This window comes from Methylobacterium sp. WL69 (genome assembly GCF_008039485.1).
Taxonomy (GTDB): Bacteria; Pseudomonadota; Alphaproteobacteria; order Rhizobiales; family Beijerinckiaceae; genus Methylobacterium.
The window spans coordinates 41,146-53,683 of sequence record NZ_VRUZ01000022.1; the positions used below are offsets into that span (position 1 = coordinate 41,146).

Genomic DNA, 12,538 nt, shown 5'->3' on the forward strand with positions numbered 1-12,538 from the left:
AGGTCCATGGCGTACGGTAAGACAACCCCCGGCGGTACCGTCGATCGCACACTCGCCCTGGAGCTGGCGCGGGTGACCGAGCGCGCCGCCATCGCCGCCGCCCACCTGCGCGGCCAGGGCAAGGAACGCGAGGCCGATCAGGCCGCCGTCGACGCCATGCGGGCCGAGCTGAACAGTCTGCCCATCGACGGCACCGTGGTGATCGGCGAGGGCGAGCGCGACGAGGCGCCGATGCTCTACATCGGCGAACGCCTCGGCACCGGCACCGGCCCGAAGGTCGACATCGCCGTCGATCCCCTCGAAGGCACCACCCTGTGCGCCAAGGACATGCCCGGCGCCATCGCGGTCATGGCCCTCGCGGAATCCGGCTCCCTGCTCGCCGCCCCCGATGTCTACATGCAGAAGATCGCCATCGGCCCCGGCTACCCGGCCGGGCTCGTCGATCTCGACGCGAGCCCCGCCGACAACATCGCCGCGCTGGCCCGTCACAAGGGCATCGACCCGGCCCAGATCACCGCCATCATCCTCGACCGGCCGCGCCACATGGCCCTGGTCGCCGCCGTGCGGGCGACGGGGGCCGGCATCCGCCTGATCTCGGACGGCGACATCGCCGCCATCATCCACACGACGAGCCCGGACGAGACCGGCGCCGACATCTACCTCGGCATCGGGGCCGCCCCCGAGGGCGTCATCGCCGCCGGGGTGCTCCGCTGCATCGGCGGCCACATGCAGGGCCGCCTCATCCTCGACAGCCACGACAAGCGCGAGCGCGCGGCGCGGATGGGCATCAGCGATCCGAACCGGAAATACGAGCTCCACGACATGGCGCGCGGCGACGTCATCGTGGCCGCCACCGGCGTCACGGACGGGGCGCTTCTCAGGGGCGTGCGGTTCAAGCAGGGCCACGTCGAGACCGAGACGGTGGTCTATCGCTCGGCCACCGGCACCGTGCGCCGCATCATCGGCGAACACCGGCGGATGCAGCCCTTCGAGGGCTGACGGAGGCGGGGATCAGTCCCGGCACCCGTTGCGCTGTTCCTCACGCACGATGTCGGCGACCTTCTCCCGATCGCGGGCGGAGAGCGGCACATCGCGGAGGCCGTCGTAGCGGCAGTTGGCGTTGCCGAAGGCCTTGATGGCGCGGACCGTGCGGAAGCAGTAACCGGCCTCGGCATAGACGGCGTTGCGCTCGCCCCAGAGTTCATCGCACGGGAAGGCGGCCTGGGCTGGCGCGGCGGGCAGGATCACGAGGCAGGCGAGGGCGAAGCGGCGCATTCAGGGAACTCCCGGAGATGGGCGATCCTGGCGGGTTTTTCACCCGCCCCAAGGTGTCCGGCGGGCAATCCCGAGGGAAGCCCGCCGTCGGACGGCGGGCGTCGCGTCAGTTGAACAGCGAGCCGACGCCGCCCTGCACGCGGCCGAGACCCTGCTTGGCGATGGCGTTGCCGGGATCGAGCTGCGCGGCGCGCTGGTAGCTCTCCATCGCCTCCTTGCGACGGTTGGACTTCTCGTAGGCCACCCCGCGATAGGCCCAGGAAGTGGCGTCCTTATTGTTGACGTTGAGGGCCGCGTTGTAGTCTTCGATGGCCTTGTCGAACTGATTGGTGGCGATGAGGCTCTGGCCGCGGGCGGCGTAGGGGGCGGCCACGAACGGGTTGCGGTCGATGGCGGCGTCGAAATCGGCGATGGCCTGGGTGTTCTGGTTCTGCTTCTGCCGCACGAGGCCACGAGCGTGGTAGGCTTCGGCCGATTCCGGCGTCAGGCGGATCGCCTGGTTGAGGTCGTTGCCGGCACCGTCGAGGTCGCCCTGGGCGCGCAGGACGTTGGCGCGGCCGATATAGGCCGGGCCGTAATTCGGGTCCGCCGCGATGGCCTTGGAGAAATCGCCGAGCGCCGCGTCGTTGCGGCCGATCTGGCGGTTGGCGAGCGCCCGGTTGTTGTAGGCCGAAGCCGAGTTCGGATCGATCTGCACCGCCTTGGTGAAATCGCCGATGGCGTCGTTGAACTGGCCCGAACGGGCATAGGCGGCGCCGCGAGTGACGTAGGCGGCGGCGTCGTTGGGGTTGCGCTGGATCACTTCGCTGAGCGAGGCGATGTTCACGTTGGTGGCGCCCGTGGTGTCGGTCTCGAGCACGGCGAACTGCTTCGGCGCACCGGCATTGCCGTAGGTCTCGCACCCGCCGAGCGCGGCCGCCACGAGGGCGGCCCCGATCAGCCCCGCCTTCGATGCCCGCAGCGTCAGAACCGTCATGAACCCGCTCCCCCCGGGCGTCCGCGCACGGCACGGCCCCGCCCCATAAACTTGTGCCCGAACCCGGACCGCCCCGATCCGCGCGTCCGCGCCGGAACGGTCGCGCATCGCGGTGAACGCGCGCTTAAGACGGCGCCGTTCCCGACCCTCAAGCCCGCCCGTGTGGCGAACATATGGCTCCCGTCGACGATCGGGCCCGGGGAGCCGCGGCGCCGGGCAATCGCTTCCGGCGTGTGGTGCCGGAGCCGCAGATCCGGGCGGCCGTCAGGCTTCCGCCGCCTCGATGGCACCGCTGAGGTCGAGCCATTCCTCCTCGGCCGATTCGAGGGCGCCGGCGGCATCCGAGCGCATCTTGGCGAGTTCCCCCGCCTTGGCGGCATTGGCCTGGAAGGCGGTGCCGTCGGCGAGCGCGGCATCGATCTTGGCCATGGCCTCGGCGAGCTTCTTCATACGCGCCTCCACCGCCTCGATCTTCTTGCGCAGGGGCGCGAGGGCCACCCGGCGCTCGGCGTTGGAGCGCCGCTCCACCGCCTTGACCCCGCCGACGGTCTCCACCGCCTCCTTCTCCGCCGGACGCTCGGGGCCGGCGAGCACGAGGCGGCGGTAATCGTCCATGTCGCCGTCGAAGGCCTTCACGCTGCCGTTGGCGACGAGCCAGAGTCGGTCGGCGCAGGCTTCGACCAGGAAGCGGTCGTGGGAGACGAGGATGACGGCGCCCTCGTAATCGTTGATCGCCTCCACCAGGGCCTGCCGGCTCTCGATGTCGAGGTGGTTCGTCGGCTCGTCGAGGATGAGCAGATGCGGGCCGTTGAAGGCGGCGAGGCCCATGAGCAGCCGGGCCTTCTCGCCACCGGAGAGCTGCGAGACCGGCGTCTCGGACTTGGTGCCGGAGAAGCCGAGGCGCGCGGCCGCCGCGCGCGCCTTCGATTCCGGCACGTCCGGCATCAGGTCGCGGACATGGGCGTAGGCGCTCTCGGCGGGGCGCAACTCGTCGAGCTGGTGCTGGGCGAAGTAGGCGACCTCCATTTTCCCGGAGCGCCGCATCTCGCCGCTGAGCGGCGGCAGGCGCCCGCCGATGAGCTTGCAGAAGGTCGACTTACCGTTGCCGTTGGCGCCGAGCAGCGCCACCCGGTCGTCGGGGGCCAGCGAAAGATTGAGGCCGGACAGCACGATCCGGTCGGGATAGCCCGCCTGGACGCGCTCCATGGCGACGATGGGCGGCGAGAGCGGGCGCTCCGGGCTCGGCAGGCGGAACGCCGGCACGTCGTCCTCGATCACCGAGGCGATGATCTCCATCTTGGCGAGCCGCTTGACGCGGGACTGGGCCTGACGCGCCTTGGTCGCCTTGGCCTTGAACCGATCGACGAAGCTCTGGAGATGGGCGCGCTCGGCGTCCTGCTTCACCTTGGCCTTGGCCTGGAGCGTGCGCTTCTCCGCGACCTGTCGGGCGAACGAGGTGTAGCCGCCGCGGTAGATGGCGAGCTTGCCCCGGTCGAGGTGGAGGATGTGGTCGACGCACTCGTCCAGCAGGTCGCGGTCGTGGGAGATGATCACCGCCGTGCGCGGATAGCGCTCGAGGTAGTCGTAGAGCCAGATGGTGCCCTCGATGTCGAGGTAGTTGGTGGGCTCGTCCAGCAGCAGCAGGTCGGGCTCGGAGAACAGCACGGCGGCGAGCGCCACGCGCATGCGCCAGCCGCCCGAGAAGTCGGAGCACGGACGGCCCTGCGCCGCGGCATCGAATCCGAGGCCGTGCAGGATGGCCGCCGCGCGGGCCGGAGCCGAGTGCGCCTCGATGTCCACGAGCCGCGTCTCGATCTCGGCCCGGCGCAGGCCGTCGGCGTGTTCGGCCTCCGCCATCAGGCGCGCGCGTTCGGTGTCGGCGGCGAGCACCACGGCGTGGAGGGTCTCAGGGCCGGCCGGGGCCTCCTGCGCCACGGCGCCGATGCGCATGCCCTTGGGCATCGACACGGTGCCGCCCTCCGTCGGCAATTCGCCGAGGATCGCCCGGAACAGCGTGGTCTTGCCGGCGCCGTTGCGGCCCACGAGCCCGACGCGGGCCCGGTCCGGAATCACGAAGGTGGCGCCGTCGAGGATCAGGCGTTCGCCGATGCGGTAGGTGAGGTCGTTGACGCGCAGCATGAGCGGCGTTCTGGCGCCGTGCCCCGGCCGTGGCAAGCGGCGTATGGCGGTTTCCGGGGCGTGAGGCCCGCCGGGCCGCCCGGATCAGACGCGTTCCCAGGTGGCGGGGTCGGCGAGGAGCGCCGCCACGAGGGCGTGGTTGAGGGTGTGGCCCGTATGCCGGGCGGTGACGTGGCCCAGCACGGCCACGCCCGGAAAGGGTGAGGGCCGCACCCAGGGTGGCCTGGGCCAGGCCGGCCGACGAGGCTCCCGCCCGAACCAGATCGAGGGAAACAGGGCCTTCGTCCGGATTAAAAAGTATAGTTCCAGATTATGATTGGATTGTCATTACGAAATTACACCCCGATCCGGCGCGACACGTGCTCATCGGGGACAAATTCGGCTATCATCCGATTTAATCTTGGCAAGCGGGCGAGGAGCGTCCGTCCCCATTGGCCGCTGTTTCGCGTCGAAACCGGGACGCCAAGGCAACAGCCCGGCGCGGCCACTAAGCCTATCCACGTCCATCGGGAGGCTGCGGCTTGACCGGCCCGGACCCGGCCGTCACGATCGACCGATTGGATCGTCGGACGTCCGATGCATCCGAGAGCATGGGCCTGCCGTGGGCTGGGTTGGCGCGCCGGATCGGCAGCGATCCCCGCAGGGTCAGGATCGGGCGCAGGGCGCCACCAGGAGTTTTTCGATGAGTCGGCTGGCGACAATCCCGTTCTTCAAGGAACCGGGAATCGAGTTGTCGTCCTACGAGACGCGCTGCCACTGGCGCCGGTTCGACGAGAACGAGGTTCTGGTCGATTACGACGACGTCTCCACCGACGTATATTTCCTGGCCTCCGGCGAGGTGCGCATCCTCAACCGGTCGCAATCGGGCAAGGAGGTGATCCTCGGCGAGATGCGCGGCGGCGCGTTCTTCGGCGAACTCGCGGCCCTCGATGGCATCGGCCGCTCAGCCAACGTCACCGCCCTGACGCGGGGCGAGGTCTGCGTCGTGCCGGCGCCGATCTTCCGTCAGATGATCTTCGCGTCCGAGGCCATCGCCGACCGGCTGTTCCGCCTGCTGGCCAAGCGGGTCCGCGAGCTCAACACCCGCATCATGGAGCACGCGCTCCTCGACCTGCGCCATCGCCTCTACGCCGAGCTGCTGCGCCTCTCGGTGCCGCGCACGGGCGGGGACGGTGCCCGCGTCGTCACCCCGCCGCCCTACCACCACGTGCTCGCCGCCCGCATCGGCTGCCGCCGCGAGCAGGTGACCCGCGAATTCACCGTCATGGCCGCCGACGGCCTCATCGACCGCACCCGCGGCGCCCTCGTGATCCGCCGGCCCGACCTCCTGGAGGCCCGCGTCGCCGAGGCCCTGCGGGAGGACAGCTGAGCCTTGGACGGGACGGATCCGGCGCCGCGCCTCGATCTCGAAGGCGTCACGAAGCGGTTCGGTGACGGCGTTGCCGTGGCGGATGTCTCCCTGGCCCTGTCGCCGGGCGAGTTCTTCTGCCTGCTCGGGCCGTCGGGCTGCGGCAAGAGCACCCTCCTGCGCCTCGTGGCGGGATTCGAGACGCCGAGCGCCGGTCTCATCCGCGTCGACGGGCGGGACCTGGCCGGGCTGCCGCCGCACCGGCGGCCGGTGAACATGATGTTCCAGTCCTACGCCCTGTTCCCGCACAGGGATGTCGCCGGCAACGTCGCGTACGGCCTCACGAACCTGAACCGGGCGGACCGGGCCGGCCGGGTGAGGGACCTTCTGGCTCGCGTGCGCCTCGACGGCTTCGGGACGCGTCGGATCGACACCCTGTCGGGCGGCCAGCGCCAGCGGGTGGCCCTGGCCCGGGCACTCGCCCGCGAGCCGGGCGTGCTGCTCCTCGACGAGCCCCTCGGCGCCCTCGACCGGGGCCTGCGCGAGGAGACGCAGAGCGAGCTGCGCGCCCTCCAGCGCCGCCTCGGAATCACCTTCGTGATGGTCACCCACGATCCCGGCGAGGCGATGGCGCTGGCCGACCGCATCGGCGTGATGGACCGGGGCCGCCTCGTGCAGGTGGGGGACGCCGTCACCCTCTACGAGCGCCCCGCGACCCGCTTCGTCGCCGGGCTGCTGGGCGACGTGAACCTGATCCCCGGCCGGGTCAGCGGGCGGGACGGCGATTGGGCCGTGGTCGAGACCGGGTTCGGTCCGGTGCGCGCCCGCGCGTCCGGCCCCACGCCGGGGGAGGGGGAGGCAGCGACCCTGGTCATCCGTCCGGAACGCGTCGGCCTCGGCGCCGGGGTGGGTCCGGCCGGCACGATCACGGACGTGACCTTCCTCGGCGAGCGCATCCGCCGACAGGTCCGCATGGCGGACGGCACCCTCCTGCGGGCGAGCGGGCCGGCGGGCGGACACGCGCCGGACCCGCATGGGGTCGGCGCCGCGATCCGCCTCGACCTCGACCCCGAAGCCTGCCGGCTTCTTCCGGCATGAAGCGGCCCGCCCGCCTCATCGCCGTCGTGCCGGCCCTGTGGCTCGCCGCCTTCGTGCTCGTGCCCGCCCTGATCGTCCTCAAGATCAGCCTGTCCGCGGCGGCCACCGCGCAACCGCCCTACCTGCCGGTCCTCGACTGGAGCGCCGGACCGGTGGGCTGGGGCAGCTTCCTCGAAGCCCTCGACTTCACCAACTTCGAGACCCTGCTAGGCGACGCCCTCTACCGGGATGCCGGCCTGCAATCCCTGTGGCTCGCCGGCCTTGCCACCCTGATCCTGGCGCTCCTCGGCACGCCCCTGGCCCACGCCATAGCGCGGTCTCCGGCGCGACTACAGCCGCTCCTCGTCGCCCTCGTCATCGTGCCGTTCTGGACGAGCTTTCTCATCCGCATCTACGCCTGGATCGCGATCCTGAAGCCGGAAGGGCTCCTGAGCGCCGCCCTCCTGCGCCTCGGCCTCATCGATCGCCCCCTCGAGATCCTCGGTACGCAGGCCGCAATCCTCGTCGGGCTGACCTACGCCTACCTGCCTTTCATGGTGCTGCCGCTCTATGCCGTGATGGTCCGCCTCGACCCGAGCCTGCGCGAAGCCGCCGCCGATCTCGGCGCCTCGCCCATCCGGGTGTTCTGGAGCGTGACCCTGCCCCTGGCCCGGCCGGGCCTCGCCGCCGGGGCGCTCCTGTGCTTCGTGCCGATGGTCGGCGAGTTCATCATCCCGGATCTGCTGGGCGGCTCCGACACCCTGATGCTCGGGCGCGTGCTGTGGAGCGAGTTCTTCTCCAACCGCGACTGGCCCCTCGCCTCTGCGGTGGCGATCCTCATGCTCGCCCTCGTGATCGTGCCCCTCGTCCTCCTGCGCGAATCCGGCACGCCGGACCGGAACGCGGTCCGGTGAGCCATTTCGGTCGCCTCTCCCTCGGCCTCGGGCTCGCATTCCTGTACGGGCCGATCCTCGTCCTCGTGGCGTTCTCGTTCAACGCCTCGGCCCTCGTCACGGTCTGGGGCGGATTCTCGACCCGCTGGTACGGGTTGCTGTTCGCCGACGGTCCGCTCCTGGCCGCCGGCCTCGTTTCCCTGCGGGTCGCCCTGGCGGCGGCGGCACTCGCCACCCTGTTCGGCACCCTCGCGGCCCTGGCCCTCGATCGTGGCGGGCGCTTTCCCGGCCGCTCCGCCTTCACCGGACTCCTCTACGTCCCCATGGTGATGCCCGAGGTGATCACCGGGCTCGCCCTCCTGCTGCTCTTCGTCGCCACCGGCTTCGAGCGCGGCCTCGTCACCCTCGTGGTGGCGCACGCCACCCTCGGCCTCGGCTTCGTCGCGGTGATCGTCGGCGCCCGGCTCAAGGGGTTCGACCGCACCCTGGAAGAGGCCGCCGCCGACCTCGGCGCGGGCCCGCTGCAGGTCTTCGCCACCGTCACCCTGCCCCTCATCGCCCCGGCGGTGGCGGCGGGCTTTCTCCTCGCCTTCACCCTGTCCCTCGACGACCTCGTCATCGCGAGCTTCGTCGCCGGGCCCGGGGCCACCACCCTGCCCATGCGGCTCTACAGCCAGGTCCGTCTCGGGGTGAACCCGGAGATCAACGCCGCCTCGACCCTGCTGGTGGGCGGCGTGACCCTCATCGTCCTCGGCGCCTCCTGGCTGTCGGCGCGCGGCGGCGACCGGTCCCATGCGGGCACCGCTTGACCGCGGCGCGTGGGCGGAAAATCAACGGTGCTCGGCGCCGAACCAGCGGCCCCACGGCCGTCACGGCGCCGATGAAGCGAACGCGGTCTCAGGGCGCGTAGGCGCGGGCCGCCGCCGGCAGGCCCGGTCTGCCGCCGGGCCCGGGGCGCAGAGCACCGGTGGATGTCAGGCCGCCGCCATCCTCGGGGGCGGCCTTGCGGACCACGACGGCGTCCCAAGGGCCCGCGATGGCGTAGGTCGGTCCCGGGCGCGCGGTGCCGTCGGCGGCCGCGCGCGGCAGGAGTTGCGCCCGCGCTTCGAAGCGGCGCTCGGGCAGGACCACGGCACCCGTCAGGGTCCCGGTCAGGGCGGACGTCCGCAGGACGCCATCGGCGATCTCCCCGACACCATCGACGACGCGCAGGGTCAGGCCGGCATGCTCGAAGGCCGTGCGGCCGTTACGGCGGGCCAAGGCTCCGGCCGCGGGGGTTCCGTTGCGATGGACGACGTCGGCGAGATCGATCCCCGCCAGGGCGCCGCCGTCGACGGCGAGCGTCGCGCGTCCGTCGAGGTGTCGCATGAGCACGTCCGGCGTCGTGCCCGCGCCCTCCAGGGCGACCTGCCCGCGCGCGGCCCCGAACACCCAGCGATCCTGCCCGAGATCGACCAGGACGGCACCGAGGTCGAGGCTGTCGAAGGCGCCCTGGAGCCTGACTTCGGTCCTGCGCGGATCGTCCGCAGCAGGGGTGAGGCCGAGGCGCCCCTTCACGAGGCCGCCCTGCAGGGTTGCGCGGCTCAGGGCCGCCTCGATCCCGCCCCGGCGCACCAGGACGCTGGCGGCCACGTCCTCGAACAGCAGCGGGCCCATCCGGGCGCCGCCGGCCGAGACCCGCAGGTCGAGGTCGCCGCCCGTGAGGGGATGCAGGGCGAGGCTGCGTCCGCTCCAGCCCGCCGCCTCGGCCTCGTCGAGCCCGAACAGGCGCAATGTCTCGGCGACGAGGGGCGCGAGGTTGAGGGTCTCGGCCGCCAGGGTCGCCTGAATGGCCGGACGTCCCCCCGCCAGGGCGACGGAGCCGGCGCCCTCGAAGCGATTGTCGCCGACGTCGAGACGCAGGCTCGGCAGGAGCAGGGTCCGGTCCCGCACCTCGAAGGCACCGGCAAGGGCGAACGCCTCGATCATCGGCGACAAGGCCAGATCGCCGCCCACCCAGCCCAGGGTCTCGGGCAGGGACCGGGTCCGGAGGCTGGCGCTTCCGGTGAGGGCCAATCCTCCGTCCGGGGAGCCGCTGCCGAGCGAGCCTTCGCCCTCCACGGAGAGGCTGCCCGCCGGCCAGTCGGCGGTGGCGGCGAACGGGCTGCGCGCCCCCGTGGCGAGGTTGGCGACCCGCAGGCCGGTGAGGGTGAAGCGGGCAGGGACCGCGTTCCACCGGAACGCGCCGGCCACATCGACCTGCGCGCTCCAGCTGGGCCAGGACACGGTGAGATCGACCTCCTGGGCCGTCTGCACCCGGCCGTCGCGCGGGTCGCGTCCCGTCACCGTGACCTGGCTCAGGGTGAGGCGACGGGGATGGGCGGATCCGGGCTCGACGAGGCGGGCGGCCTGGGCCCTCGGGGCGGCCCAGCGCGGGTCGTCGTCGCGGGTGGGCAGGCTCACGGTCCCACCCTCCAGGGAGGCGGTGTTGACCTCGATCCGCCCGGCGAGGAGGGCGAACAGGTTGAGCTGGAGCTTGAGGGCCCCGCCCTCGGCCAGGGGCGCCGCATCGCCCGCGGTCGCGGCGAAGCGGACGCCCCCGAGGCTGAGACGGGGCAGGGGCAGGAGCGCCACCTCCGCCGGGCCGGAAGCCGTCAGGGCGATGCCGTAGCTCTGGGCCAGGGGACCACCGACGAAGGCGACCGCGCGCTGCGTCGGCACCGTCCAGGGCAGGCAGGCGCCCGCGAGACCGGCCGCGACGGCACCGAGGCCGAGAAGGGGAACGAGACGTCGCAGCGACTGGGCACTCCGTGCGGAGGGCGGGCCGGACCCTTCCGGCACGTCCAGCCGATGGTCGTCGCGGGCGCCCCCACCCGGCGACGAACGCTGATGCGATCCAGACTCCTATCCCCTCCGGAGCGGTTTGTCTCCCGGGGCGGACGGCCGTGCACCGGCCGATGTCGGGGCGCGGGTTGGCGTCCGAATCGGGTGACACCCGCACGGACCTGTCGGGGCGCACCGTAACCCCCCGCTGGTCATCACGAATTGCTTGGCGTAACCGCAACGAAGCGCGATGCTGACGGCAGGATCGAGAACCGTTGCCGGAGACCTTTGGGGGAGGGCGTTCATGAAGAAGGTACGCAACGATGCGACGGAGGCCCTGGCCGGTCTCCTCAAGGACGGGATGACGGTGATGGCCGGGGGCTTCGGCCTGTGCGGCATCCCCGACGAACTCATCGACGCGATCCGCGAATCGGGGGTCAAGGACCTCACGGTGATCTCGAACAACGCCGGCATCGACGGCGTCGGCCTCGGCAAGCTCCTGGAGACCCGCCAGGTCGCCAAGATGATCTCGTCCTATGTCGGTGAGAACAAGGAATTCGCCCGGCAGTACCTCGGCGGCGAGCTCGCCATCGAGTTCAACCCGCAGGGCACCCTGGCCGAGCGCATCCGCGCCGGCGGCGCCGGCATCCCGGCCTTCTTCACCAAGACGGGTGTGGGCACCCTCATCGCCGAGGGCAAGGAGGTCCGGGAGTTCGACGGCGAGAGCTACGTGATGGAGCGCGGCCTGTTCGCCGATCTCGCCATCGTCCACGCCTGGAAGGGCGATACGGAGGGCAACCTCGTCTACCGGAAGACGGCGCGCAACTTCAATCCGATGATGGCCACCGCCGCCAAGGTGACCGTGGCTCAGGTCGAGCACCTGGTGCAGCCCGGCGAGATCGACGGCGACGCGGTCCACACCCCGGGCATCTTCATCAAGCGGATGATCCACGTGGCGATCCGCGAGAAGCGCATCGAGCAGCGCACGACGCGCAAGCGCGGCGAGCCCGCCATCCCCCCCGCCGCCGTCTGACGAGAACGCAGGAGACACACCCCATGGCCTGGACCCGCGAACAGATGGCGGAGCGCGCCGCCAAGGAACTGCGCGACGGCTTCTACGTGAACCTCGGCATCGGCATTCCGACCCTGGTGTCGAACTACATCCCCGAGGGGATGTCGGTGCAGCTGCAATCGGAGAACGGCATGCTCGGCATGGGCCCGTTCCCGTTCGAGGGCGAAGAGGACCCCGACCTCATCAACGCCGGCAAGCAGACCATCACGGAACTGCCGACCACGAGCTACTTCTCCTCGTCGGATTCCTTCGGGATGGTCCGGGGCGGGCACATCAACCTGTCGATCCTCGGCGCCATGCAGGTGGCCGAGAACGGGGACCTCGCCAATTGGATGATCCCCGGCAAGATGGTGAAGGGCATGGGCGGCGCCATGGACCTCGTGGCGGGCGTGAAGCGGGTCGTGGTGGTGATGGAGCACGTCGCCAAGGGCAAGGACGGCTCCGAGGCGCCGAAGCTCCTGGCCGAATGCGACCTGCCGCTCACCGGCACCCACGTGGTCGACATGGTCATCACGGATCTCGGCGTCTTTACCATCGACAAGAAGGGGAACGGCGGCATGACCCTCGTCGAACTCGCCGAGGGCGTCACCGAGGACGAAATCCGCGCCAAGACGCAGGGCGCCTTCACCACGCGCCTCGCCTGATCCGCCTCGTTTCGGGACGCCGGGGCCGGGTCCGGTGCCGGCATGGCTAAGCGGCCGTTAAGCCGAACCGTCGAAGTGTCAGCGCAGGCCGTGGACCGATCGTTCCCCGGCCTGCGTTGCGTGAGACGAGGGTGACGGCGTGATGGATAGCGTTCCGGCAAGGATGGACAATGTCGTGCCGTTCCGGCGGGCGGCCCCGCCCCCGGCCCAGCCCCGTGGGGGCGGGCGGGTTTAGACATCACAGACCCCACGAGACATGGGGAGCGGGGGTATGGCGGGGTGGGGTTGTATAAAAAAAGGGGGGGGGGGGGG

12 protein-coding genes are annotated in these 12,538 nt (G+C 71.2%); 7 read left to right on the forward strand and 5 right to left on the reverse strand.

Going from position 1 to position 12,538, the window contains the following annotated elements; translation table 11 throughout:
- The first annotated feature begins 6 nt into the window (after positions 1–6).
- Complete coding sequence (gene glpX, locus FV218_RS08985) at positions 7–999, forward strand: class II fructose-bisphosphatase (RefSeq protein ID WP_056092291.1); 993 nt, start codon at positions 7–9, stop codon at positions 997–999.
- 12 nt (positions 1,000–1,011) lie between these two features.
- On the opposite strand, the gene FV218_RS08990 is transcribed toward glpX, so the two are convergent.
- From FV218_RS08990 to FV218_RS23430, 4 genes are all read right to left on the reverse strand, one after another.
- Positions 1,012–1,275 (reverse strand): YARHG domain-containing protein, encoded by a 264-nt coding sequence (locus FV218_RS08990; RefSeq protein ID WP_147709466.1) that lies wholly within the window; start codon positions 1,273–1,275, stop codon positions 1,012–1,014.
- Between the two features lie 106 nt (positions 1,276–1,381).
- On the reverse strand, positions 1,382–2,251 hold the full coding sequence (locus FV218_RS08995) for a tetratricopeptide repeat protein (protein WP_147709467.1): 870 nt from the start codon (positions 2,249–2,251) through the stop codon (positions 1,382–1,384).
- Between the two features lie 264 nt (positions 2,252–2,515).
- Positions 2,516–4,390, reverse strand: coding sequence for an ABC-F family ATP-binding cassette domain-containing protein (locus FV218_RS09000; protein ID WP_147709468.1), 1,875 nt, complete (start codon positions 4,388–4,390; stop codon positions 2,516–2,518).
- A gap of 84 nt (positions 4,391–4,474) precedes the next feature.
- Positions 4,475–4,603: a hypothetical protein gene (locus tag FV218_RS23430; protein WP_274533123.1), complete on the reverse strand. Its 129-nt coding sequence runs from the start codon at positions 4,601–4,603 to the stop codon at positions 4,475–4,477.
- Positions 4,604–5,072: 469 nt separating this feature from the next.
- On the opposite strand from FV218_RS23430, the gene FV218_RS09010 reads away from it, so the two are divergent.
- From FV218_RS09010 to FV218_RS09025, 4 genes are read left to right on the forward strand one after another with little or no spacing between them, the layout of a single operon-like run.
- A complete protein-coding gene (locus FV218_RS09010; RefSeq protein ID WP_056092281.1) occupies positions 5,073–5,759 on the forward strand; it encodes a Crp/Fnr family transcriptional regulator in 687 nt (228 codons plus the stop codon).
- A 3-nt stretch (positions 5,760–5,762) separates the two neighbouring features.
- Positions 5,763–6,836 (forward strand): ABC transporter ATP-binding protein, encoded by a 1,074-nt coding sequence (locus FV218_RS09015; RefSeq protein WP_147709469.1) that lies wholly within the window; start codon positions 5,763–5,765, stop codon positions 6,834–6,836.
- A complete protein-coding gene (locus FV218_RS09020; protein ID WP_147709470.1) occupies positions 6,833–7,729 on the forward strand; it encodes an ABC transporter permease subunit in 897 nt (298 codons plus the stop codon). Before FV218_RS09015 ends, FV218_RS09020 begins: the two co-directional genes overlap by 4 nt.
- Entirely contained in the window at positions 7,726–8,517 is a 792-nt protein-coding gene (locus tag FV218_RS09025; RefSeq protein WP_147709471.1) for an ABC transporter permease subunit, read from the forward strand. Before FV218_RS09020 ends, FV218_RS09025 begins: the two co-directional genes overlap by 4 nt.
- Before the next feature lie 88 nt (positions 8,518–8,605).
- On the opposite strand, the gene FV218_RS09030 is transcribed toward FV218_RS09025, so the two are convergent.
- Positions 8,606–10,528, reverse strand: coding sequence for an AsmA family protein (locus FV218_RS09030; RefSeq protein WP_147709472.1), 1,923 nt, complete (start codon positions 10,526–10,528; stop codon positions 8,606–8,608).
- 286 nt (positions 10,529–10,814) lie between these two features.
- Between FV218_RS09030 and FV218_RS09035 the strand changes: the two genes are divergently transcribed.
- Together FV218_RS09035 and FV218_RS09040 are read left to right on the forward strand one after the other, a co-directional pair.
- Positions 10,815–11,543 carry a CoA transferase subunit A gene (locus tag FV218_RS09035; RefSeq protein WP_147709473.1) on the forward strand — a complete coding sequence of 243 codons (729 nt, stop codon included), beginning with the start codon at positions 10,815–10,817 and terminating at the stop codon, positions 11,541–11,543.
- A 23-nt stretch (positions 11,544–11,566) separates the two neighbouring features.
- Positions 11,567–12,226, forward strand: coding sequence for a 3-oxoacid CoA-transferase subunit B (locus FV218_RS09040; RefSeq protein ID WP_147709474.1), 660 nt, complete (start codon positions 11,567–11,569; stop codon positions 12,224–12,226).
- The last annotated feature ends 312 nt before the right edge of the window (positions 12,227–12,538 follow it).

Bases quoted from the DNA above. Each gene is read 5' to 3' on its own strand.
- glpX (WP_056092291.1), top strand. From the start codon at position 7: ATGGCGTACGGTAAGACAACCCCCGGCGGTACCGTCGATCGCACACTC.
- FV218_RS08990 (WP_147709466.1), bottom strand. From the start codon at position 1,275: ATGCGCCGCTTCGCCCTCGCCTGCCTCGTGATCCTGCCCGCCGCGCCA.
- FV218_RS08995 (WP_147709467.1), bottom strand. From the start codon at position 2,251: ATGACGGTTCTGACGCTGCGGGCATCGAAGGCGGGGCTGATCGGGGCC.
- FV218_RS09000 (WP_147709468.1), bottom strand. From the start codon at position 4,390: ATGCTGCGCGTCAACGACCTCACCTACCGCATCGGCGAACGCCTGATC.
- FV218_RS09010 (WP_056092281.1), top strand. From the start codon at position 5,073: ATGAGTCGGCTGGCGACAATCCCGTTCTTCAAGGAACCGGGAATCGAG.
- FV218_RS09020 (WP_147709470.1), top strand. From the start codon at position 6,833: ATGAAGCGGCCCGCCCGCCTCATCGCCGTCGTGCCGGCCCTGTGGCTC.
- FV218_RS09035 (WP_147709473.1), top strand. From the start codon at position 10,815: ATGAAGAAGGTACGCAACGATGCGACGGAGGCCCTGGCCGGTCTCCTC.
- FV218_RS09040 (WP_147709474.1), top strand. From the start codon at position 11,567: ATGGCCTGGACCCGCGAACAGATGGCGGAGCGCGCCGCCAAGGAACTG.